Genomic DNA, 22,423 nt, shown 5'->3' with positions numbered 1-22,423 from the left:
CCCGCCCGGGGCCTAGAACAGCGAGAACTTGACGGTCACCACGCTGCGCTGCGGGCGCCGCTCGCCCGCCGCCGGGCTCTGGCCGGAGGAGGTGACCGCGCCGAACACGTCCCAGCCGCTGGTCTGCATGGTGAAGCCCGCGGCCTGGAGCGCCTTCTGCGCCTCGTCCTTGCCCATCCCGGTGACGTTCGGGACCGGCACCATGCCCTTGCTGACCACCAGCGACACCGCGCTGTTCTCCTGCAGCAGCTGCCCGGCCGCCGGCGAGCTGCTGATCACCGAGCCCTCGGGCACCGTGTCGTCGTAGGTCTCGGTCACGCCGCCCCTGGTCAGCTGGGCGCCGGTCAGGGCCGCGGCGGCGTCGGCGGCGCTCTTCCCGGTGAGGTCCGGCACCGCGATCCGCTTGGGGCCCTTGGAGAGGGTGACGGTGACGCTGTCGCTCTTGCGGGTGCGCGCGCCCACCCCGGGGTCGGTGGAGATCACCTGCCCGGACGGGACGGACTCGCTGAACACCTCGACGAACCTGCCGTGCAGGCCCTCCTTGTCCAGGACCCGCTGCGCCTCCGCCCGGTCCTTGCCGAGCACACCCGGCACCGAGCCGTACAGCCCCTCGGAGATCCCGTAGGTGACGCCGCCGATCGCCAGCACCAGCGCGGCCAGCGCGGCCGTCCAGACCAGCGTCCGGCGGGGGAGGCGGCGCAGCGGGCCCGGCCGGGGCCGGCGCCGGTGCACCGGGGTCGGCTCGTCGTACGGGCGCGGCTCGGCGAGCAGCTCGTCCATCAGCTCCGGCGGCATGTCCAGCACGCTGGTGCGCTCCGTCGGCGGGGCCTCGGCGGGCCGCGGCAGCGGCTGGATCACCGAGGTCGGCTCGCTGGTCGGGTAGCGCGGGCTGGGGCGGGTGGAGGCCGGCGGCTCGGCGTCCAGCGCGGCCGGGGCGAGGGTGCGGCGCACCCGCTGGAGGGCGGCGAGCAGCTCGACCGCGTCGTACGGGCGGGCACCGGCGGACCGGGCGCAGGCGGCGGCCACTATCGCGTCCAGCTCGGGGCCGACGGCGGGGGCGACCCGCGAGGGGGCCGGGACGTCCTCGTGCAGGTGCTTGTACATGACCTGGACGGGGTTGTCGCCGGTGTGCGGGCGGCGGCCGGTGAGCATCTCGTACAGCAGGATGCCGGACGCGTAGACGTCCACCCGCTGGTCGGTGGGGGCGTCCGGGAGGATCTGCTCGGGGGCCAGGTAGGAGACGGTGCCCATGACCGTGCCGCCGGTCGCGGTGGTGGTCGAGGTGGGCGCGCCGTCGGCGCTGCCGAGCACCCGGACCAGGCCGAAGTCGGCGACCTTGACCAGGCCGCCCTCGGTGATCAGCACGTTCTCGGGCTTGACGTCGCGGTGGACCAGCCCGGCCCGGTGGGCGGCGCCGAGCGCGGCGAGCACCGGCTCCAGCACGTCCAGCGCGGCCCGGACGGACAGCGCGCCGCGGTCGCGCAGCAGGTCGCGCAGGGTGCGGCCGGGCACGTACTCCATGGCGAGGAAGACGTGGCCGCCGTCCGCGCCCTGGTCGAAGACGTTGACCACGTTGGGGTGGGTGAGCCTGGCGACCGCCTTGGCCTCGCGGATGAAGCGGGCGGTGAAGCCCTCGTCACCGGCCAGCGAGGGGTGCATCACCTTGAGCGCGACCACCCGGTCCAGCCGGGTGTCGGTGCCCCGGTAGACGGTGGACATCCCGCCGGTCGCGATCCGCTGCTCGACCCGGTACCGGTTGTCGAGCAGGGCGCCGATCAGGGGGTCGTGCAGTGCCATGTCCACTCGGAGAGTCTAGGGTGCGGGACCGCCCGGTCCCGGCGGACACCGCCTCCGGGACCGGCTTGTGACATGCGCGACGGTTCAGAACGCCGGGTGCTCGCGGGTGTCCAGGTCGGCCCGGCCGGCCATCGCGGAGGAGGCCTCGGCGTGGAAGCGGCGCGGGATCCGGCCGGCCCGGTGGGCGAGCCGGCCCGCCTCGGCGGCGTGCCGCATCGCCTCGGCCATCAGCACCGGGTCCTGAGCCCTGGTCACCGCGGAGGCGAGCATCACCGCGGCGCAGCCCAGCTCCATCGCCAGCGCCACGTCGGAGGCGGTGCCGGCGCCCGCGTCCAGGATCACCGGGACGCCCGCGCCCTCCACGATCAGCTGGAAGTTGTGCGGGTTGCGGATGCCCAGGCCCGAACCGATCGGCGAGCCCAGCGGCATGATGGCCGCACAGCCGACGTCCTCCAGCTTGCGGGCCAGCACCGGGTCGTCGTTGGTGTACGGCAGGACGGTGAAGCCGTCGTCGACCAGCGTCTCGGCGGCGTCCAGCAGCTCGATCGGGTCGGGCAGCAGGGTGCGCTCGTCGGCGATCACCTCCAGCTTGACCCAGTCGGTGCCGAGCGCCTCGCGGGCCAGCCGGGCGGTCAGCACGGCCTCGCCGGCGGTGAAGCAGCCGGCCGTGTTGGGCAGCACCCGGATGCCGTTGCGGGTCAGCACGTCCAGGACGGAGCCCTGGGTGGTGGCGTCGACCCGGCGCATCGCGACGGTGGTCAGCTCGGTGCCGGAGGCGAGCAGCGCGCGCTCCAGGACCTCCAGGCTGGGGGCGCCGCCGGTGCCCATGATCAGCCGGGAGGAGAAGGCCGTCCCGGCGATGGTCAGCAGATCGTCGGCCATGGTTCAGCCTCCCTGGACGGCGGTGAGGATCTCGATCCGGTCGCCGGTGCCCAGTGCCGTCCCGGGCCACGAACCGCGCGGCACCACGGCCTCGTTGAGCGCGGCGGCGACACCGGTGTTGGCGGCGCTGACGGAGGCCACCAGCTCGGCGAGGGTGGTCGTGGCGGGCACCCGGCGGGGCTCGCCGTTGACGGTCAGGGCGATCTCGGCCGGGGCGACCGGGTTCGGGGCGTCCTCGTGCACGGCGTTCTCGTCTGGGGCGTGCTCGTGCGGGGCGTTCTCGGTCAGGGCGATCTCGGTCATGCGGAGGCCTTCGCGACGGGGGATTCGGAGGAGAACCGGGCGGGGGTGAACGGCCTTGCGAGCTCGGGGACTTCACCGGTGACCAGGTACTCGGAGACCAGGTCGGCGGTCACCGGGGTGAGCAGCACGCCGTTGCGGTAGTGGCCGGTGGAGGCGACCAGCCCGGGCAGCGGGGTCGGGCCCAGCAGCGGGGCGTTGTCCGGCGAGCCGGGGCGCAGCCCGGCCGAGGTCTCGCGCAGCGGGAGTTCGGTGATCCCCGGGACCAACTCGTGGGCGTCCCGCAGGAGTTCGTACACCCCGCCGGCGGTGACGGTGGTGTCGTAGCCCTGCTCCTCGGTGGTCGCGCCGACGACCAGTTCGCCGTTCTCCCGGGGGACCAGGTACAGGTGCCGGCCGCGGACCACGGCGCGGACGTTGCGGGAGAGGAACGGCCGGTAGGCCTCCGGCACGTGCAGCCGCAGCACCTGCCCCTTCACCGGGCGGATCGCGGGCAGCACCCCCTCGGGCAGACCGGGCAGCCGGTGGCTGTGCGGGCCGGCGGCGAGCACGACCTGGTCGGCGGTCACCGTCTCGTCGGTGCTCAGCCGGGCGCCGGTCGCGCGGCCGTCCTCGACCAGCAGCTCGACGGCCTCGGCGCGGTGCAGCAGGACGCCCGCGCGCCCGCAGGCGGCGACCAGGGCGGTGAGCAGGCGCCGGGGGTCCACCTGGTGGTCGTCCGCGGCGTGCAGGGCGCCGCGGACGGCGGGGGCCAGCATCGGCTCCAGCCTGCGGGCCTCCCGGCCGGTCAGCCAGGTCGAGTCCAGGCCCAGCCGCTGGTGGAAGGCGTACAGCTCGCGCAGTTCCTCGCGGTCGTCGGAGTCCAGCGCGACGGCGATCGTGCCGCAGCGGCGGTAGCCGGTGTCCAGGCCGCCGCTCGCCTCGGAGAGCTCGGCGGCGAAGGTCTCGTACCGCTCGTTCGAGGCCATCCCGAGGCGCAGCAGCGGCTCCTCGCCGTACTGCAGCTCGGTGACCGGGGCGAGCATCCCGGCCGCGACCCCGGCGGCCCCGCCGCCGTGGGCGGGGTCGACCACGATCACGTTCCGCGCCCCGCGCCGCGCGGTGCGCCAGGCGACGGCGAGGCCGATGACGCCCCCGCCGATCACCAGCACGTCGGCATGGGTGCCCGATGGCAAGCGTGACAAGGCTGCTCTTCTCCCTTCGCCGGTATGACCCGGATCAGGTTCGGACGGTCGCAGGCCGTGTCAGCCCGCCTCTCAGCCCGGTCCGCCGGGCTCCCGTGTGGTCCTCCCACCTTAACGCCGGGGGTCGGCCCGGCCGAAGGCCCGTACGCGGGGCGGACGGCCCGGAGGCCGCCGCGTCGCGCTGAGTACAGTGGCGGGCGTGGCAGAGCTGAGCGGAACGGATCGGGTGGTCGTCGTCGGAGCCGGGCTGGCCGGGGCGCAGTGCGCCCTCAAGCTGCGGCAGGGCGGCCGGCAGGGGCGGATCACGCTGGTCGGCGAGGAGCCGCACGCGCCGTACGACCGGCCGCCGCTCTCCAAGGACGTGCTGCTCGGCAAGGCCGACTCCACCGCCCTGGACATCGACTACGGGCAGCTCGGCATCGAGCTGCTCACCGGCCGCCGCGCCACCGGCCTCACCCCTGGCGTGCTGCACACCGACGGCGGCGACCTCCCGTACGGCTCGCTGGTGATCGCCACCGGCGCCGTGCCGCGCGCCCTGCCCGGCGCCGAGCGGGCGCACCTGCTGCACACCCTGGACGACGCCCTGGCGCTGCGCGCGCTGCTGCGCCCCGGGCTGCGGCTGGTGCTGGTCGGCGCGGGCTGGATCGGCGCCGAGGTGTCCACCGCGGCCCGCGCGGCGGGCTGCGAGGTGACGGTGGTCGAGGCCGGCCCGGCGCCGCTGCCCGGCGCGCTGCCGACGGAGCTCGGCTCGGCGATGGCCGCCTGGTACGCCGAGGCCGGGGTCGAGCTGCGCTGCGGGGTCGGCGTGGCCGCCGTCGAGCCCGGCGCGGTGCTGCTGGCGGACGGCTCGCACCTGCCCGCCGACGAGGTGGTGGTCGGCATCGGGGCCCGCCCCGCGACCGGCTGGCTGGCCGGCTCCGGGGTCGAGCTGGACGCGACCGGCGCCGTCGTCGTGGACGGGCGGCTGCGCACCTCGGTGCCCGGCGTCTTCGCGGCCGGCGACTGCGTCAGCTACCCCTCGGCCCGGGCCGGCGCCCGGCTGGCCGTCCAGCACTGGGACCACGCGCTGCGGTCCGGCGAGGCGGTGGCCGCCGCCGTCCTGGGCGCGGACGCGCCGGCCTACGACCCGGTGCCGTACTTCTGGTCCGAGCAGTTCGGGCGGATGGTCCAGTACGCCGGCCGGCACGCCGAGGGCGACGAGCTGGTCCGGCGCGGCGACCCGCGGGGCGCCGACTGGTCGGTGCTCTGGCTGCGCGACGGCGTGCCGAGCGCGCTGCTGACCGTCGACCGGCCGCGCGACCTGGCCCAGGGGCGGCGGCTGATCGAGCGCGGCACCGCGCTGGACCCGGCCCGGGCGGCCGACCCCGCGGTACCGCTGAAGGCGGCCGTCGCGGGGTAGGCGCGGGGCAGGTCTGGTGCGCGGTGGGCCGCGGAGGTGGCAGTCTGGTGGCGTGAGTGAGATCGAAAGCAAGATTGAATCCCTGGTCACCGACTGGATGTACCTGCCCGACATCTCGGAGCAGTGGGGGGTCCGGGTCACCGAGGTGCGTGACCTGGTCAAGAACGGCGGCCTGATCGCCGTCCGGCGCGGCCCCAACAAGTCGCTGCAGGTCCCGGCCGCGTTCATCGACGGCCCCGGCCTGGTCAAGCACCTGTCCGGCACCCTGACCGTCCTGCGGGACTGCGGGTACAACGACGCGGAGATCCTGGAGTGGCTCTTCACCGAGGACCCGTCGCTGCCCGGCAGCCCGATCCAGGCGCTGCGGGAGAACCGCGGCACCGAGGTGAAGCGCCGCGCCCAGGCGATGCTGATCTGATGGCGGCGGACACGCCGCGCGCCGGGCTCGCCGACGCCCGGCTGTACCTGTGCACCGACGCCCGCCGGGAGCAGGGCGACCTCGCCGAGTTCCTGGACGCGGCGCTGGCGGGCGGGGTGGACATCGTCCAGCTGCGCGACAAGGGCCTGGAGGCCAGGCAGGAGCTGGAGGCCCTGGAGGTCTTCGCCGACGCCTGCCGCCGGCACGGCAAGCTGCTGGCCGTCAACGACCGCGCCGACGTCGCCCACGCGGCCCGGCCGGACGTGCTGCACCTCGGCCAGGACGACCTGCCGGTGCCGGCCGCCCGGGCGATCCTCGGCGAGGACGTGCTGATCGGCCGCTCCTGCCACGCCGAGTCCGAGGTGGACGCGGCGATCGCCGAGCCCGGGGTGGACTACTTCTGCACCGGCCCGGTCTGGCCGACCCCGACCAAGCCGGGCCGCCCGGCCCCGGGCCTCGGCCTGGTCTCGTACGCGGCGAAGCGGGACACCGACCGGCCGTGGTTCGCGATCGGCGGGATCGACCTCGGCAACCTGGACGAGGTGCTCGCCGCCGGTGCCCGCCGGGTCGTCGTGGTGCGGGCCATCACGGCCGCGGCGGACCCCCGGGCGGCCGCCGCCGAGCTGTCCCGCCGGGTGCGCGCCGCGCTCTGAGCGGCGTCCCGGGTCTCGGTGGGACCCCGCAGGACCGGCCCGGGGCCGTCGCCGCCCGTCAGTACGTTCAGTACTTGCGGACGGTGGCGGCCTCGGCCAGTGCCAGCAGCACCGTACGGGCCCGCTCGTCGGCGAGCGGCGCCGCCTCCAGCGCGGCCAGCGACTGCCGCATCAGCTCCTCGATCCGGCGCTCCACCAGCTCCGGCGCCCCGCTGCGGGCGACCAGCCCGCGCAGCTCGGCGACCTCCGGGGCCGCCAGGTCCGGCGCGCCCAGCCGCTCGTCCAGGTGCCGGGCGTCGGCGGCCGGCAGGCCCCGCATCGCGTGCGCGACCAGCAGGGTGCGCTTGCCCTCGCGCAGGTCGTCCCCGGCCGGCTTGCCGGTGACCGCCGGGTCCCCGAAGACGCCGAGCAGGTCGTCGCGCAGCTGGAAGGCCTCGCCCAGCGGCAGCCCGAACGCCCCGTACGCCTCGACCAGCTCCGGCCCGGCGCCGGCCAGCAGCGCGCCCACCTGGAGCGGTCGCTCGATGGTGTACTTCGCGGACTTGTAGTGCAGGACGGTCTGCGCCCGCTCCAGCGCGCCCTCGTCCGTCGAGTCGCCGGCCACCGGCTCCAGCACGTCCAGGTACTGGCCGAGCATGACCTCGGTGCGCATCAGGTCGAACACCGGCTTGGCGGCGAGCACGGCGGCGGGCTCCAGGCCGGAGCGCAGGAACAGCTCGTCGCACCAGATCAGCAGCAGGTCGCCGAGCAGCACCGCGGCCGAGGCGCCGTACTGCTCGCGGTCGCCGCGCCAGCCGCTGTCGCGGTGCAGCGCCTCGAAGCGGCGGTGGACCGAGGGCAGGCCGCGGCGGGTGTCGCTGCGGTCCATCAGGTCGTCGTGGACGAGGGCGCTGGCCTGGAGCAGCTCCAGGGCGGCGGCCGCGTTGGCGATCGCCTCGCCGGTCGCGCCCGCGGCCGGGCCGCCGGCGCCGCGCCAGCCCCAGTAGCAGAAGCCCGGGCGCAGCCGCTTGCCGCCGTCCAGCAGGAAGTCGCGCAGCGCGTCGGCGGCGGGGGCCAGCTGGGGCGAGATCTTGTCGAGGAGCACGGACTGGCCGTCCATGAACGCGGCGAGCGCCGCGTTGACACGGGTGCGGACGTCCTCCACGTCCATGGGGTTGGCCGCACTGCCGGCCGCGTTGCCGGTCGCACTGGTGGCCGCACTGAGGGCCGAACCGGGGCTGGCCGGCCGGGTGCTGGACGAGGTCACGATGGGGCTCCGCTGGTTCTCTGGGGTGCAGCAAGCGTAGCGGTGCGGCCGGGAACGGCTGTGCGAGCGGCTCGGCCCGGGGTGCGGGGGAGGGGCGGCGGAGCCGTTCCGGGGCGAAACGGAACGTCTTCCATCAGTTGTCTCAATAGATGGAATACGGTTGTCCGGCCCCTTCGAACGCCGGATAGCCTGCCAGCATGGCACTCGGAATCGCTTCCACGAGAACGGATCGCGCACTGACGGTGCGCGAACTCCTGGCGGCCGGCAAGCGCTCCTTCTCCTTCGAATTCATGCCGCCCCGCACCGAGGCCGGCGAGCAGAAGCTCTGGGACGCCATCCGCCGGCTCGAACCGCTCGACCCCAACTTCGTCTGCATGACGTACGGCGCCGGCGGCTCCTCGCGCGAGCGCACCGTCAACATGGTCGGCCGGATCGCCACCGAGACCACCCTGACCCCGGTCGCCCACCTCACCGCGGTGGACCACTCGATCGCGGAGCTGCGCAACATCATCGGCCAGTACGCCGACCAGGGCGTGCGCAACGTCCTCGCGGTCCGGGGCGACCCGCCCGGCGACCCGATGGGCGAGTGGGTCAAGCACCCCGAGGGCGTCACCTACGCGTACGAGCTGGTGGAGCTGATCAAGGGGATCGGCGACTTCTGCGTCGGCGTCGCGGCCTCCCCGAACATGCACCCGCGCTCGACCGACTGGGACGAGGACATCCGGCACTTCGTGGCGAAGATCCGCTCCGGGGCCGACTACGCGATCACCCAGATGTTCTTCGAGGTGGACGACTACCTGCGGCTGCGCGACCGGGTGGCGGCCGCCGGCTGCGAGACGCCGATCATCCCGGAGATCATGCCGGTCACCAACGCCAAGCAGCTGGAGCGCTTCCCGCAGCTCAGCGGCTCGGCCTTCCCCGTCGACCTGGAGGCCCGCCTGCGGGCGGCCATCGACGACCCGGCGGCGCTGCGGGCCATCGGCATGGAGCACGCCACCGCGATGGCCGAGCGCCTGCTCGCCGAGGGCGCGCCGGGTCTGCACTTCATCACGCTGAACCACTCGACGGCGACGCTGGAGATCTACCAGAACCTGGGGCTGCACCAGCGCTGAGCGGGCGCTGCGGGGGCCTGCTCCCGCCGCGCCGACGCCGGGTGTTCACGAGCCCGTCACCGTACCGACGGTGGCGGGCTCGGTCGTGTGCGGCCGGTGCCCGGGCGGCGGGAACGCGATGCGGTACCCCGGCCGTTGAACCGGTACAGTCGCCGCACACGCGCGGCGCACACGCGCGGGTACGCGACTGGAGGTAGCGGGGCGGATGGGCATCGGATACCTGCTGCTGTACGTCGCGTTGGCGGTGGTGGCGCTCTGGCTGGTCGCGGAGGTGCTGCTGCAGAACCGGGCACCGCTGCACTGGCGGGTCCTGGCCCTGGCCGGCTTCCTGGGCGTGGCCGCCGGGATGGTCCTCGGCTCGGTCGTGGTGATCGGGGCCGGCGCCGCGCTGTTCGCGGTCGGACAGGCCTTCGTCACCCTCTCGGTCAAGCGCGGCCACCAGACCGGCTGGTCCCTGCGGAAGCCCGACGGCAGCCTGCCCGGCCCGCTCGCCAAGGTGCCGCTGCTCGGCGCCCTCACCGGCGGCGCCGCCGCGGTGGCGGCCGCCGCGGTCGCCCGCAGGCGGGTCGGCGAGGTCAGCCCCGTCGAGGAGACCCCGGCCCCCGCGCCGCTGCCCACCCCGCTGCCCTCCCCGGTGCCCGACGAGGTGCCGGAGGTCGAGCAGACCGCCGCCTTCGAGATGCAGGAGCTCGCCCAGGACGGCGTCTACGCCCCCGGGTACTACGAGCAGCAGCAGCCGCAGGTCCAGCAGCAGCCCCAGGACCCGTACGCCCCCGCCTACCAGGCCGGCTACGACCAGCAGCAGTGGCAGACCCAGCAGCAGCCCGCCTACGCCTACGACCAGCAGCAGACCTACGGCGGCTACCCCCAGCAGCAGCCCGACCCGTACGGCGGCTACCCGCAGCAGCAGCACCAGCAGCAGGACCCGTACGCGGGCTACCAGCAGCAGCCGCAGCACCAGCAGGCCTGGGACCAGACCGCCCAGCAGCAGCCCCAGCAGTGGCAGCCCCAGCCCGACCCGCACACCCAGGGCATCCCGCAGCAGCCGATGTACGACCAGAACCACGGCTACCAGCAGCAGAACACCTGGCACCAGCAGGGCTGACCGGCCCGACCGGCCCGTTACGCCGGGCCGATCAGGCCGGCGGTGATGCAGGCCGACATGCCGACGCGGGCGAGGCCGCCGCCGGGGTGGGCGTTGCCGCCGATCAGGTAGAGGCCGGGGACGGGGGACTCGTTGGCGGCCTTCAGCCAGGAGCCCGCGGAGCCGGCCAGGGCCGGGCGGGCGACCGCGCCGAACAGCGCGCCGGTCTCCCGGCGGGTGTCCTCCGGGGTGCGCACGACCCGCCACAGGATCCGCTCGCGCAGGCCCAGGCCGGCCGCGTCCACGTGGGCGAGCAGCCGGTCGGCGTAGCGGTCGGCGAACCCGGGGACGGTCCAGTCGACCTCGTCCTGGGCCGGGACGGTCGCGGTCAGCACCACGCTCTCGTGGTCGTCGTCGGGCCGCAGCGCCGGGTCGTCCGGGCGCAGCACCTGGACGGTGGGGCGCTCGCAGGGCGGCGCCGAGAGCGTCAGGGCGTTCGCCTCGGCGGCGGGGTCGGCCGCGTGGACGACCGTGCGGTGCGGGGTGCCCTCGGGCCGGGGGCCGCGCAGGGCGAGCAGCACGCTGAAGCGGCCGGGCACCTCCACCGGCTCCCACTCCCCGGGCGGCAGCCCCGGCCACTCGGCCAGGCCGTGGCGGTAGAAGGCGTCGGTGTCCATCGCGGAGACCACCAGGTCCGCGTCGATCCGGCCGTCCGCGGTCTCGACCCCGGTCGCCCGGCCGCCCTCGACGACCACCCGGGTGACCGGGGTGTCGAAGCGGAACGCGACCTTGCGCAGCTCGCAGCGGCGGAACACCGCGTCCGCGAGGGCCCGCAGCCCGCCCCGGACGTACCAGACGCCGAAGGACTGCTCCATGTACGGCAGGACGGTGGCCCCGGCGGGTGCCTCGGCCGAGGTGAAGCCGTACCGCAGCGCGGGCTCGCACAGCAGGGCGGTCAGGCCGGGGTGGCCGTCGAGCTCGCGCGCGGCCACGTGCTCCAGGGACCACGGCTGGGCGCGGCGCAGCCGGGCCAGGCCGGTGCGCGGCGGGACGGGGTACGGGTCGGTGCCCACCAGGGCCCGGTCGGCCGGGGACAGGACGCCGCGCTCGGCCGGCAGCGGCTCCTCCAGCAGCGGGCGGCGGGTGGCCTCCCAGACCGTCCGGCCGTGGTTCATCACCGCGCTCCAGCGGGCGCCGGAGCCGGCCCCGAAGGCGGCGTCCAGCGCCTGGCTGACGCCGCCGCGGGAGGCGTTCGGCAGGGTGACGGCGGTGCCGTCGGGGAACAGGTGCCGGCTCTCCGGGTCGACCGGGGCCAGCTCGATCAGCTGCTCCAGGGGCTCCTTGCCGGTCTTCAGCGCGAGGTCGCGGTAGACCGCCGGGAGGGTGAGCAGGCCGGGCCCGGTGTCGAAGGCGAAGCCCTCGCGCTCGTACCGCCCGACCATGCCCCCGTAGGTGCCGCCCGCCTCGCAGACCGTCACCCGGTGGCCGAGGGTCGCCAGCCGGGAGGCCGCCGCGAGCCCGCTCATTCCTGCGCCGATGACGACGATCTTTGCCATGGCACCTGATCCTAGGACCAGTCTCAGGCGCTCCCCGCCGCCGCCCGGGCGGCCCGGCGTTCGCGGCGGCGGGCCCGGAAGGCGCGGATCCGGCTGACCGCCAGCCAGACCAGCAGCAGCCCGGCGGCCAGGACCACGGCGGCGACCGAGGCGGCCAGCCAGGGGTGGAAGATCGCCAGGGTGATCAGGCCGGCCACCGAGAGGTCCTCGGCCATGCTGACCACGATGTTGCTGGCCGGCTCGGGGGAGGTGTTGACGGCCATCCGCAGCGAGGCCTTCACCAGGTGGCTGACCAGCGCCGAGGCGCCGCCCATCGCGCCGGCCGCGACCTCGCTCAGCGAGCCGGGGTCGTTGCCCGCGATCAGCACGCCGACGGTGGCGCCGGCGACCGGCCGGATCACCGTGTGCACGACGTCCCAGACGCTGTCCACGTACGGGATCTTGTCGGCCACCGCCTCCAGCGCGAACAGCACCGCGGCCACGATCAGCACGTCGGTGCGCTCCAGCGCCTGCGGCACCGAGTCCGCGTCGGCGAACCTGCCCAGCAGGCCGAGCAGCAGCACCACCGCGTAGGCGTTGATGCCGCTGGCCAGTCCGCTGGTGAAGATCAGCGGCAGGACCGTCATCGCGTCCCCCTCCTCGTCATCGCGTCCCCTGGTCGTCCGGTGGGCCGGTACCGCCCGGCCCCGCCGTACCGTACCCGGCACCCGGGACGCCGTGGACGCACCCGCCGGTTCCGGCGGCCGGCCGGACCGGGACGGGCCGGGGCGCACTGAGTACAAATACTCAGATCCGCGGTTGAGTACGTCAGCGGATGGCCCCCGACCTGCGGAGACGGGAGAGTGGTGGCACCCGGGAGGGCGGCGCGTCGGGCGCCGGGCCCGCCCGGGTGGCGGATCCGTCCGTCCCCCGGCCGAACCGGCCCGGGGAGGCGGCGGACGGACCGCCACGGGGCTGGTCACGGTCCCCGCACCGCCGACACGGGGCGGCGGAGCGGGCCGGGGGGAGACCGGCCGCGAGGGGGGAGCTCGCCACCGCCGACCACGGGGGAGCGGCGGAGCGACGGCACGGCGGCGGCGCGGAACCGGGGGAGGACCGCGCCCGCCGCCGCTACGCCTTTTCCGGAGCCGCCCGGGGCGCGGCCGGCCCGGCCGGATTGTCAGTGGTGCCGTTCACGATGGAGGGGCACGGACCACCCGGTCCGCGCGCTGCCTCGGAACGGGGGAGACCATGACCGTCAGCCGTCCTGAGCCCGTCACCGCCCGCCTCCACTCCGCCGCCCCGCCGCAGCTCCCGGGCCCGTCCGCCGGGCGCCCCGCCGGAGCCGACGTCCACCCCGTGCTGCGCCGGGTCGCCGCGCCGCCGGCCGCCCTCGACCTGCTCGCCGACGCCCACCGCACCCTCACCCGGGCCCGCGCCCTGGAGGACCCGCTGGAGCGCTACGCCACCGCCCACCTGGCCGCGCTGCGCACGGTGGCGGCCGTCCTGGCGGTGCGCGGCCGCCCGGAGAAGAGCCCGCGCCGGCGCAAGGCCATCCGCAGCGCCTGGGAGGTGCTGCCCGAGGTGGCCCCGGAGCTCGCCGAGTGGGCGGTCTACTACGGTGCCGGCGCCCGCCGCCGGGCCGCCGCCGAGGCCGGGATCAGGGGCGCCGCCTCGGCCCGCGACGCCGACGACCTGGTCCGCAACTCCGCCCTCTTCCTGCGTCTGGTCGAGCGCCTGCTCGGCCTGCACGCCGCGCCGCCCCCGCCCCGGCTCCCGTCGGACGGCGTCGTGGGCCCGGCAAGGATCCCTGGGACAGGCTCTAAGGTGGAGGCAACCTGATCGAACTGCACGTGCCAAGGAGCCCCACCTTGTACCCGACGCGTCCCCGCAGTGCCCTGCGTACCGCCGTGGTGTGGGAGGTGGTCCGGGCGGCCCTGGAGAAGCGGTCGGCCGAGCTGGACCAGCCGGTGCTCGACGTCGTCGACACCGGCGGCGGCACCGGGAACTTCGCGGTGCCGGTCGCCAAGCTCGGCCACCGCGTCACCGTGGTCGACCCGAGCCCGGACGCCCTGTTCGCCCTGGAGCGCCGGGCCGCCGAGGCCGGTGTGACGGACCTGGTGCGGGCCGTCCAGGGTGACACCCAGACCCTGCCCGAGCTGGTCGCCCCCGGCAGCGTGGACGCGGTGCTCTGCCACGGCGTGCTGGAGGTCGTGGACGACCCGGCCGAGGCGCTCGGCAGCCTGGCGGGCGCCCTGCGCAAGGGCGGCGTGGTCAGCCTGCTGGCGGCCAACCGCAACGGCGCCGTGCTGGCCCGCGCGCTGGCCGGCCACTTCACCGAGGCCCGCACCGTGCTGTCCGCCGCCGACGGCCGCTGGGGCGAGCAGGACCCGATGCCGCGCCGCTTCACCGGCGAGGAGCTGGGCCGGCTGGCCGAGGCCGCGGGCCTGCGGGTGCAGTCGGTGCACGGTGTACGGGTCTTCTCCGACCTCGTCCCCGGTGTGCTGGTGGACACCGAGCCGGGCGCGCTGGACGCGCTGCTGAAGCTGGAGGAGGCCGCCGCCGCGCAGCCCGCCTTCCACGCCGTGGCGACCCAGCTGCACCTGCTGGCCACCCTGGCCTGAGGCGCCCCTCCCGGCCCGCGCGCCCCATCACGCGCGCCTCCGCCGTCGTACGGTTTTTTTTGCCCGCCGTACGGCGGTGGTTCGCGCCCCGGAGGCCCGCCGGTTCCCGCGCCGTGACCCCTCGGTGGCCCGCCCGTTTCCGGGCCCGGCGGCGGCCAGGCGGTGCCGCCCGGCGGCAAACCTCCCCAGGTCCGGGACGATTCCATCCGATCGGGCACTTGTCCGGGGCGTGGCGCGTTGACTCCGATGCGGCCGTCCCCGCTCGAAGTGGCCCGTCCCACGCGGCGCAGACCACCCCGTAACGGGCCCACGGACCGTATGATCTGGGTAAAGCCGGAAAGCATGACAGCCGGACGCGTGGGGCATATGGACGACACGGGCCGGGTCCCCCGCACGGGCGTCCGACCGTGTGCCCCAAGGCTGATTGGACTTGCCTCCCCGACCGGGGTGGGCGGACCGGTCGCACCCGCGACCGACGAGTAGGAGGACTCCGTGCCGCTCTCGGAGCACGAGCAGCGACTGCTCGACCAGATGGAGCGAGCGCTGTATGCCGAAGATCCCAAATTCGCGTCTGCGCTTGAGGGAACCGGGCTGCGCACCTACACCCGTCGGCGGGTCTACCTGGCCGTCGCCGGCTTCGTGGTGGGCATCGGCCTGCTGATGGGCGGCATGGTCGTACCGGATCAGATCTGGGTCAGCGTCGTGGGCTTCCTGGTGATGCTCGGGTGCGCGGTGTTCGCCGTGACCGGCTGGCGCCGCGGTCCCGCGGGCCAGGGCGCCGGAGCCCGTCCGGCCGCCGCCCCGCGCCGCAAGGCCGGGATGATGGACCGGGTGGAGCAGCGCTGGCAGCGCCGCCGGGACGAGCAGACCGGCGGGTTCTGAGCCGCTCGGCCGATACGTACGAAGCCGGGGCGGGCAGTCGATCGACTGCCCGCCCCGGCTTCGTGTCCGGAAGGGAAACCCCCGGGTCAGGACTCCGGGGTGGACCGCTTGCCCCGGGTGAGGACCCGCCGCACCGGCGCGGAGACGGCCTCGACCGCCCGGCCGACCGCGGCGCCGGCCGTCGCCCGGGCCGCCCGCGCCGCGTCGGAGATCCGCCACCACAGCTGCGCCGAGGACGGCGGCAGCAGCAGCGCCCTGGTCCGTCCGGCCCGGCCGGCGGCCGCCCGCAGCCCGCGCCGCACGGTGCGGACGTCGGCGGCCAGCGGTTCGGTGACGGGCTGCCCGGGCGGGGCGTAGAGCACCCGCTCGGTGGCCAGCGCCAGTCGGCCGGTGGCCGCCGCAGAGTCCGCGTCCAGGTGGGCCTTCTCGGTGATCCGGTGGGCCGCCGAGCGCGGGGTGCGTGACTCGTCCGGGGGAATTCCGAGGTCCCAGGCGGAGTCGACCAGCTCGTCCCAGGCGGCCAGCACCTGGGCGTCGGTCAGCTCCGCCGCTCCGCTCCCGCCGGGCCCGCGCCGCCCGCCGCCGCCCAAGCGGCGTCGGCGTACGGCCGCGCGCCAGACCATCGGGACGAGCAGCAGGGCGATCAGCGCGAGCACCGCGGCCAGGGTGCCGAGCACCTGGCCGGAGAGCAGCCAGGACTCCTCGGCGGTCTTGGCGACGGCCTTGTCCTTGGAACCGCACTCGCCGAGCTGGCGCTGCTTGGCGGTGCAGTCGGAGCCGGAGCTCGGCAGCGGGGCGGCCGAGGCGGTCTGCGGGGCGGCGGTCGCCTGCTGGGTCGGCGCGGTGGTCGGGGCGGTGGACGCCTCGGTGTAGCGGGTCGGGACGCCGCGGCTCGGGGTCGGCTCGAAGCGCAGCCAGCCGTAGCCCGTGAAGTACAGCTCGGGCCAGGCGTGGTACATCCGGCCGGTCACCGAGTAGACGTTGCCGCCCTTGCTGTCGCCGGGGGTGAAGCCGACGGCCACCCGGGCCGGGATCTTCAGCTCCCGGGCCATCGCCGCCATGGTGGAGGCGAAGTGCACGCAGAAGCCCCGGCGGTCGCGCAGGAAGACGGCGATGGCGTTGCTGCCGGTGCCGCCGCTGACGGCGGTGTCGTACGTGAAGCCCGGCCCGGTGAACCAGTTGACCAGCGCCGTCGCCCGGTCGAAGTCGTTCTTCGCGCCGGCGGTGACGGCCTTGGCCTGCTCGGCGACGACCGGCGGCAGGTCGGTCGGGAGGGCGGTGTAGCGCTCCCTGATGTCCGACGGCGCGGTGCCCGCGAGGCGCAGCTCGTTGGCGGTGGGCCGCACGTCCAGGGCGGTGACGTGGTAGCTCAGGCCGCGGATCGCCTTGTCGCTGGTCGGCAGGACGGTACGGGTCAGCGGGTCGAGCTTCCAGGCGCTCCGGTCGGGGAGCTGGACGGAGGCGGCCGGGTAGGGCATCGGCAGCCAGCTCCCCCCCAGCCGCTCGTCGACCTTGAAGTCGCCGTCGAACCGGGCCACCTGGGGATCGCGCAGGCCCTCGGGGGCGGGCAGGGCCGCCGGGAGGTCCTGGACGGTGGTGCTGCCGAGCCGCCAGTTGACGCCGTCGAACTGGTCGAGCGAGCCGGTCCGCAGGTAGACCTGGTCGGCCAGCGGGGTGTCCAGGGTGTAGCTGAGCAGCTCCGCGTCGGTCGGCTTGGAGATCGCGGCCTCCAGGCTGACCAGCGGGTCGAGGCTGGTCGACAGGCTCCCGCCGACGCCCTTGCCGCCCGATCCGCCGGAGCCGGAGTTCAGCAGCCCGAAGCTCCAGTGCGGCAGGACCACCGGCAGCAGCAGCGCCACCGCCAGGGCCAGCACGCCGACCTGCCGGCCGCCCGGGCTGACCCGGCCGGACTCCACCGAGCCGCGCGCACCGCCGTAGAACACCCGGCCCCAGCGGGAGACCCGGTCCTGGCCCTCGGCGAACAGCAGCAGCAGGTAGCCGGCCGCGGCGACGGCGAACCAGACCCAGCTGCCGTGCTCCCCGGCCAGGCCGTTGCCGACCGAGTACAGCGCCAGCAGCGGCAGCCCGGCCAGCGCCGAGCGCCGGTAGGTCACCGCGACGGTGTCCACCGCGACGGCGATCAGCCCGATCGCCGAGACCAGGATCAACCGCAGTCCGGCGGTGGGCGGAGCCGGGATGGCGTACTGCTGTATGTCGTCCAGGCCGGCGGTGAAGACCTGGTCCAGGACCCGCAGCGCGGACGGGCCGGGCAGCATCCCGCCCTCGCCGGCGAAGCCGAGCAGCAGCAGGAGGAGCAGGACCAGCAGCTGCCCGAGCGGCACCGTCCAGCGGTACACCGGGGCGCGGCGCAGGCCCGCGCCGGCCGCGGCGACCACGGCGATCACCAGGAGGGCGTGGGTGAGCCAGCTGCGGGTGGTGAGCAGCGGCATCATGCACAGCGCGGCGAGGGCGGTGGCCAGCGCCGAGTACGCGGTCAGTTTGGCCCGGGTGGTCACGCGCCGGCCTCTTCTCGGTAGGGGGCGGTCGTCCGGCTGCCGTCGGCGGCCCGCCACAGGTCCGGTACGGAGTCCCCGGCCCGTACCGGGATCACCGTCCAGCCGGCTTCGCGCAGCTGCTGGACCCGGGCCCGGAAGTCGTCGCCGCCGGTGTCCGGGGCGAGCATCCGCAGGCCGGCCCAGGTGCCGGTGTCCAGCAGGAAGGCGATCGCCCCGCCGGCGCGGCTGCGCAGCCGGCCCAGCCGGGTGGCCTGGGCGTCGTCCAGCTCGCCGAGGACGGCGACCAGCAGGCCCTCGCCGCCGGCGCGCAGCGGGTCCTCGGCGCGGGACAGGGTGCCGCCGTCGGACAGGTCGGCGACCGCGAGGGCGTCCAGGACCAGCCCGGAGGTGTCGGCGCCGCTGTGGCTGCCGCCCGCGCCCGGCCCGGGCACCGACAGCCCGGTGTCGGTGAGCAGCCGGGTCTGGTAGCCGCGCTCCAGCAGGTGCACGGCGACCGAGGCGGCGCAGCCGACCGCCCACTCGAAGGAGGAGGCGGGGCCGCTGCCCCGGTGGGCGATCTCCCGGGTGTCCAGCACGACGGTGGCCCGGGCCTGCTGCGGCTGCTCCTCGCGGCGCACCATCAGCTCGCCGTACCGGGCGGTGGAGCGCCAGTGCACCCGGCGCAGGTCGTCGCCGGGCCGGTACTCGCGCAGGATCACGTCGTCGTCGCCGGCCAGCGCCAGGGTGCGGCTGTGGCTCTCGCCCTGGCCGATCCACTCGCCGCTGAGCCGTACCGACGGCAGCGCCTGGACCTGGGGGACGACGGTGAGGACGTCGGAGGCGGTGAAGGCGCGGGTCACCTCGCACATCCCGAACGGGTCGGACAGCCGCAGCTGGAGCGGCCCGAGCGGGTAGCGGCCGCGCAGGTCGGAGCGGACCCGGTAGGAGACCTCGCGGTGGCCGCGCGGCTCGACCCGGTCCAGCACGAAGCGCGGGCGCGGCCCGAGCACGTACGGGACCTTGTCCTCCAGCAGCAGCACCCCGGTGGGCACCCGGGAGACGTTGTCGACCCGCAGGTGGACCCGGGCCTCCTGGCCGGCGACCGCCCGGCGCGGGCTGAGCCGGCGTCCGCTGGCCACCCGGTAGCGGGTGTTGGCGACGACCACCACGGCGACCAGCGGCAGCGCGGCGAGCAGGACGCCGACGCGCAGCAGGGCGTCCTGGTCGAGCAGGTAGGAGCAGGCCACCGCGGTGACCCCGGCGGCGAGGAAGGACCGCCCCCGGGTGGTGAGACCGCGGAACCCGGCCCGCAGTCCCGATGATTCGGACTGGGCCACCTCAGCCCCTCCGGACGGCCGGGCCGCCCTGCGGGCGCGGCAGCGGCAGCCGGGCGACCAGGTCGGCCACGATCTGCTCGGAGGTGCGGCGGCTGAGCTGGGTCTCGGCGGTCGGCATCAGACGGTGCGCCAGGACCGGGACGGCGAGGCGCTGGATGTCGTCGGGGGTGACGTAGTCGCGCCCGTCCAGCGCGGCGGCGGCGCGGGCGGCCCGGACCAGGTGCAGGGTCGCGCGGGGCGAGGCGCCCAGGCGCAGCTCGGGGCTGGTGCGGGTGGCGCCGACCAGGTCGACGGCGTAGCGGCGGACCGGGTCGGCGATGTGCACGGTGCGGACCAGGTCGATCAGCTTGAGGATGTCGGAGGCGTGCGCGACCGGCTGGAGGTCCTCCAGCGGGCTGGCGCCGGCGTGGGTGTCGAGCATCGCGAGCTCGGCCTCGGGGCTGGGGTAGCCGATCGAGATCCGGGCCATGAAGCGGTCGCGCTGGGCCTCCGGCAGGGGGTACGTGCCCTCCATCTCGACCGGGTTCTGGGTGGCCACGACCATGAACGGCGAGGGCAGTTCGTAGCTGGTGCCGTCGATGGTGACCTGGCGCTCCTCCATGGACTCCAGCAGCGCCGACTGGGTCTTCGGCGAGGCGCGGTTGATCTCGTCGCCGACCACGACCTGGGCGAAGATCGCGCCCGGGCGGAACTCGAAGTCGTGCCGCTGCTGGTCGTAGATGTTGGTGCCGGTGACGTCCGAGGGCAGCAGGTCGGGCGTGAACTGGATGCGGCGCACGGTGCAGTCGAGCGAGCGGGCGAGCGCCTTGGCCAGCATGGTCTTGCCGACGCCGGGCACGTCCTCCAGCAGCAGGTGGCCCTCGGCGAGCAGGACGGTCAGGGCGATCCGGACGGCCTCCGGCTTGCCCTCGATCACGCTCTCGACGTTGCCGCGCACGCGGTCCACGACCGCGGCGAGTTCGGGGAGCCCGGTCTGCCGGAACCCGCCCGCCCGCTGCGGTTCGCCCCCCGCGGGACTGCCGAGTCCGGCCTGATCCTTGTAGCTCGTCACCCGTATACGCTCCCTGGCACCCTGTGCCCGCCCCGTCCCGAGGCCGGACCCCACCCCATGCTTGACGCGGCCGTCCCGGGGGCGGTTCCGAACGAGGAGCCGGCGGCCGGGAAGGCGGCCTGCGGCCTGGCCGCCCCAGGTGGTTCGGGGTCCGACCGGCAGGCGCATTCTCCCCTGCGGGATGGCCAGAAGTCACCATTCGGCGGTGCCCGAATGCCCGGACACCGTCGGCCGGGCAGGGTCGGGGCGGGTCGCTCAGTCGATCTCGCGGAGCAGGCCGGTGTGGACGTCGAAGACGAAGCCGCGGACGTCGTCGGTGTGCGGCAGGAAGGGAGAGGTGCGGACGCGCTGCATGGACTGGCGGACGTCGCCGTCCAGGTCGACGAAGGCCTCCACCGCCCACTGCGGGCGCTGGCCGACCTCCAGCTCCAGCTCGCGGCGGAAGTCCTCGGTCAGCCCGAGCAGGCCGCAGCCGGTGTGGTGGATCAGCGCGATCGAGCGGGTGCCGAGGGCGCGCTGGCTGATGGTCAGGGACCGGATGGTGTCGTCGGTGACGACGCCGCCGGCGTTGCGGATGACGTGGGCGTCGCCGAGTTCGAGGCCGAGTGCGGCGAACAGGTCGAGTCGGGCGTCCATGCAGGCGACCACGGCGATCTTCTGCACCGGGCGGGCGTCCATGCCGCCGTCCCGGAAGGTCACCGCGTAGGCGCGGTTGGCCGTGACGAAGCGGTCGATGACGGTGGGTCTGGCAGGGTCGGCAGCGGCGTTCGGCGAGGGCCGGTCGGGTGTCACTGTCATGGGGGCGACGTTAGTGCGGATCGGGCCCGCGCGGTGGGGCCGGGAGCTACAGAACGGCGGGCCGTGATCGGGTGCATCGCCACAACAGGAGCTGCTCCCGGAGCGGCCGCCGCCGACCCCGCACGCGGGGCGGCCAGGGGGCGCGCGCCCGCCGCCGAAGGCCCCCGATCCGGACCGCCGCCGGTCCGCCCCGAGGGCCGCGACCTGCGGTGATCCGTACCGCCGCCCGGGTGGTGCGCCGGAGCGGGCCATTGACTGGCAGGGGCCGCGCGATAGAGTTTGCGGCGCAGTGGAGCACACCCGCCGGGGCCCGTCAACGGGGCTTCCCCGGCCGGTGCGGCCCGGTCGAAGCGGCCCGTGGCCTCCTCCCGCTCCGTGCCCACCTGGCGCACCTTCCCCGGCGCCGGGCGGTCACGACCTTCCCCTCGAGCGGGCGGGGACCACGGGCCGCTTCGTCGTGCCGGGGCACGGTGGGCGAGAATGGTCGCAGCTCCCGGACGTCGGGCTGCTCCGCACCGAGGAAGGGCGCCACCGCGCATGACCACCAACGAACCGGGCCCCAAGCACGTTCCGGTGATGCTCCAGCGGTGCATGGACGCGCTCGCACCGGCGATCTCGCGCCCCGGAGCCGTCGTGGTGGACGCCACCCTCGGCCTCGGCGGGCACAGCGAGGCGCTGCTGACCCAGTTCCCGGAGGTGCGGCTGGTCGCGGTGGACCGCGACCCGGCGGCGCTGAAGCTGTCCGGCGAGCGGCTGGCCCCGTTCGGCGACCGGGCGACCCTGGTGCACGCCGTCTACGACGAGATCCCCGAGGTGCTGGAGCGCCTGGACATCGACCGGGTCGACGGCGTCCTGTTCGACCTCGGCGTCTCCTCGATGCAGCTGGACGAGGCGGAGCGCGGCTTCGCGTACGCGCAGGACGCGCCGCTGGACATGCGGATGGACCAGACCCGGGGGATCAGCGCGGCGGAGGTGCTGAACACCTACGGCCACGGCGACCTGGCCCGCATCCTCAAGGTGTACGGCGAGGAGCGGTTCGCCGGGAAGATCGCCTCGGCGATCCTGCGGGAGCGGGAGAAGGAACCGTTCACCAACAGCGCGCGTCTGGTCGAGTTGGTGCGGAACGCCATTCCGGCAGCGACCCGTCGGACCGGCGGGAACCCGGCGAAGCGGACGTTCCAGGCGCTGCGGATCGAGGTCAACGGCGAGCTGGAGGTCCTGGACCGGGCGATCCCGGGGGCGCTGGACGTCCTCGCGATCGGCGGCCGGATCGTGGTGATGTCCTACCAGTCGCTGGAGGACCGGCTCGTCAAGCAGTACCTGGCCGCCGGTGCGACCAACACCGCTCCGCCGGGGCTGCCGTTCATCCCGGAGGAGCACCAGCCCTGGCTCAAACTGATCACTCGCGGTGCCGAGCTGGCCACCGAGGAGGAGATCGAGGAGAACCGGCGCGCCGCGCCCGTACGGCTGCGGGTGGCGGAGAGGATCAGGGACCGAAGCAAGCGGGGCTGACGAACCGGCCCGGCGGGGTCCGAAGGGCGGAGGAAAGCGGTGGGGCCGGTGGCCGGTGAGGTCCGGGCGGGGCGGGGAGGACTCCCCGGGCAGGGCAGGGCGCGGATCACGGTC

20 protein-coding genes and 1 riboswitch are annotated in these 22,423 nt (G+C 75.3%); of the genes, 9 read left to right on the top strand and 11 right to left on the bottom strand.

What is annotated here, in order from left to right:
• Positions 1-12: 12 nt before the first annotated feature.
• The 4 genes from pknB to thiO form a co-directional block, all read right to left on the bottom strand.
• On the bottom strand, positions 13-1,797 hold the full coding sequence (pknB, locus tag ACFVXH_RS02205; RefSeq protein ID WP_387819890.1) for a Stk1 family PASTA domain-containing Ser/Thr kinase: 1,785 nt from the start codon (positions 1,795-1,797) through the stop codon (positions 13-15).
• A gap of 84 nt (positions 1,798-1,881) precedes the next feature.
• The gene (locus ACFVXH_RS02200) at positions 1,882-2,679 is read right to left on the bottom strand and encodes a thiazole synthase (RefSeq protein WP_049655375.1); all 798 of its coding nucleotides are present in this window, start codon (positions 2,677-2,679) and stop codon (positions 1,882-1,884) included.
• Between the two features lie 3 nt (positions 2,680-2,682).
• Positions 2,683-2,982: a sulfur carrier protein ThiS gene (gene thiS / locus ACFVXH_RS02195; protein WP_387819654.1), complete on the bottom strand. Its 300-nt coding sequence runs from the start codon at positions 2,980-2,982 to the stop codon at positions 2,683-2,685.
• Positions 2,979-4,154 (bottom strand): glycine oxidase ThiO, encoded by a 1,176-nt coding sequence (gene thiO, locus ACFVXH_RS02190; RefSeq protein ID WP_387819888.1) that lies wholly within the window; start codon positions 4,152-4,154, stop codon positions 2,979-2,981. Before thiO ends, thiS begins: the two co-directional genes overlap by 4 nt.
• Positions 4,155-4,157: 3 nt before the next feature.
• A riboswitch (TPP riboswitch) is annotated at positions 4,158-4,270 on the bottom strand.
• Positions 4,271-4,353: 83 nt separating this feature from the next.
• On the opposite strand from thiO, the gene ACFVXH_RS02185 reads away from it, so the two are divergent.
• The 3 genes from ACFVXH_RS02185 to thiE are packed head-to-tail and all read left to right on the top strand — an operon-like array spanning position 4,354 to position 6,633.
• Positions 4,354-5,562 (top strand): NAD(P)/FAD-dependent oxidoreductase, encoded by a 1,209-nt coding sequence (locus tag ACFVXH_RS02185; RefSeq protein ID WP_387819653.1) that lies wholly within the window; start codon positions 4,354-4,356, stop codon positions 5,560-5,562.
• 52 nt (positions 5,563-5,614) lie between these two features.
• Entirely contained in the window at positions 5,615-5,980 is a 366-nt protein-coding gene (locus tag ACFVXH_RS02180; protein WP_049651935.1) for an Rv2175c family DNA-binding protein, read from the top strand.
• Entirely contained in the window at positions 5,980-6,633 is a 654-nt protein-coding gene (thiE, locus tag ACFVXH_RS02175) for a thiamine phosphate synthase (RefSeq protein ID WP_117487444.1), read from the top strand. The genes ACFVXH_RS02180 and thiE overlap by 1 nt, the downstream gene beginning before the upstream one ends.
• Positions 6,634-6,700: 67 nt before the next feature.
• Here the strand turns inward: thiE and ACFVXH_RS02170 are convergent, their stop codons facing one another.
• Positions 6,701-7,879, bottom strand: a complete 1,179-nt coding sequence (locus ACFVXH_RS02170; protein WP_387819650.1) for a polyprenyl synthetase family protein — start codon at positions 7,877-7,879, stop codon at positions 6,701-6,703.
• A 197-nt stretch (positions 7,880-8,076) separates the two neighbouring features.
• On the opposite strand from ACFVXH_RS02170, the gene metF reads away from it, so the two are divergent.
• Together metF and ACFVXH_RS02160 are read left to right on the top strand one after the other, a co-directional pair.
• Positions 8,077-8,991: a methylenetetrahydrofolate reductase [NAD(P)H] gene (gene metF / locus ACFVXH_RS02165; protein ID WP_049651933.1), complete on the top strand. Its 915-nt coding sequence runs from the start codon at positions 8,077-8,079 to the stop codon at positions 8,989-8,991.
• Positions 8,992-9,196: 205 nt separating this feature from the next.
• A complete protein-coding gene (locus tag ACFVXH_RS02160) occupies positions 9,197-10,096 on the top strand; it encodes a hypothetical protein (protein WP_074000906.1) in 900 nt (299 codons plus the stop codon).
• 17 nt (positions 10,097-10,113) lie between these two features.
• Here ACFVXH_RS02160 and ACFVXH_RS02155 read toward each other — a convergent pair whose 3' ends face one another.
• Both ACFVXH_RS02155 and ACFVXH_RS02150 read right to left on the bottom strand, forming a co-directional pair.
• Positions 10,114-11,631, bottom strand: coding sequence for an NAD(P)/FAD-dependent oxidoreductase (locus ACFVXH_RS02155; protein WP_074000907.1), 1,518 nt, complete (start codon positions 11,629-11,631; stop codon positions 10,114-10,116).
• A 23-nt stretch (positions 11,632-11,654) separates the two neighbouring features.
• Positions 11,655-12,257, bottom strand: a complete 603-nt coding sequence (locus tag ACFVXH_RS02150; protein WP_074000908.1) for a DUF4126 domain-containing protein — start codon at positions 12,255-12,257, stop codon at positions 11,655-11,657.
• 604 nt (positions 12,258-12,861) lie between these two features.
• Between ACFVXH_RS02150 and ACFVXH_RS02145 the strand changes: the two genes are divergently transcribed.
• The 3 genes from ACFVXH_RS02145 to ACFVXH_RS02135 all read left to right on the top strand — a co-directional run bounded on the left by ACFVXH_RS02145 (position 12,862) and on the right by ACFVXH_RS02135 (position 15,116).
• A complete protein-coding gene (locus ACFVXH_RS02145; protein ID WP_074000909.1) occupies positions 12,862-13,452 on the top strand; it encodes an SAV_6107 family HEPN domain-containing protein in 591 nt (196 codons plus the stop codon).
• 29 nt (positions 13,453-13,481) lie between these two features.
• Positions 13,482-14,234, top strand: coding sequence for a methyltransferase domain-containing protein (locus tag ACFVXH_RS02140; RefSeq protein WP_049651928.1), 753 nt, complete (start codon positions 13,482-13,484; stop codon positions 14,232-14,234).
• Between the two features lie 492 nt (positions 14,235-14,726).
• Positions 14,727-15,116 (top strand): DUF3040 domain-containing protein, encoded by a 390-nt coding sequence (locus ACFVXH_RS02135; protein WP_074000911.1) that lies wholly within the window; start codon positions 14,727-14,729, stop codon positions 15,114-15,116.
• 86 nt (positions 15,117-15,202) lie between these two features.
• Here ACFVXH_RS02135 and ACFVXH_RS02130 read toward each other — a convergent pair whose 3' ends face one another.
• The 4 genes from ACFVXH_RS02130 to ACFVXH_RS02115 form a co-directional block, all read right to left on the bottom strand.
• Positions 15,203-17,632 carry a DUF3488 and transglutaminase-like domain-containing protein gene (locus ACFVXH_RS02130; RefSeq protein WP_079271764.1) on the bottom strand — a complete coding sequence of 810 codons (2,430 nt, stop codon included), beginning with the start codon at positions 17,630-17,632 and terminating at the stop codon, positions 15,203-15,205.
• Positions 17,629-18,948 carry a DUF58 domain-containing protein gene (locus ACFVXH_RS02125; RefSeq protein ID WP_380741659.1) on the bottom strand — a complete coding sequence of 440 codons (1,320 nt, stop codon included), beginning with the start codon at positions 18,946-18,948 and terminating at the stop codon, positions 17,629-17,631. The genes ACFVXH_RS02130 and ACFVXH_RS02125 overlap by 4 nt, the downstream gene beginning before the upstream one ends.
• Position 18,949: 1 nt before the next feature.
• Positions 18,950-19,894, bottom strand: a complete 945-nt coding sequence (locus ACFVXH_RS02120; RefSeq protein ID WP_107086444.1) for a MoxR family ATPase — start codon at positions 19,892-19,894, stop codon at positions 18,950-18,952.
• A 360-nt stretch (positions 19,895-20,254) separates the two neighbouring features.
• Complete coding sequence (locus ACFVXH_RS02115) at positions 20,255-20,797, bottom strand: carbonic anhydrase (protein WP_049651923.1); 543 nt, start codon at positions 20,795-20,797, stop codon at positions 20,255-20,257.
• Positions 20,798-21,334: 537 nt separating this feature from the next.
• Here ACFVXH_RS02115 and rsmH point away from each other — a divergent pair.
• Entirely contained in the window at positions 21,335-22,309 is a 975-nt protein-coding gene (gene rsmH / locus ACFVXH_RS02110) for a 16S rRNA (cytosine(1402)-N(4))-methyltransferase RsmH (RefSeq protein ID WP_117487438.1), read from the top strand.
• The last annotated feature ends 114 nt before the right edge of the window (positions 22,310-22,423 follow it).

The organism is Kitasatospora sp. NPDC058184, from assembly GCF_042883725.1.
In the GTDB taxonomy this organism is placed as follows: domain Bacteria; phylum Actinomycetota; class Actinomycetes; order Streptomycetales; family Streptomycetaceae; genus Kitasatospora.
The sequence above is the reverse complement of the archived record's forward strand: the minus strand, read 5'-3'. Positions and strand labels throughout refer to the sequence as shown.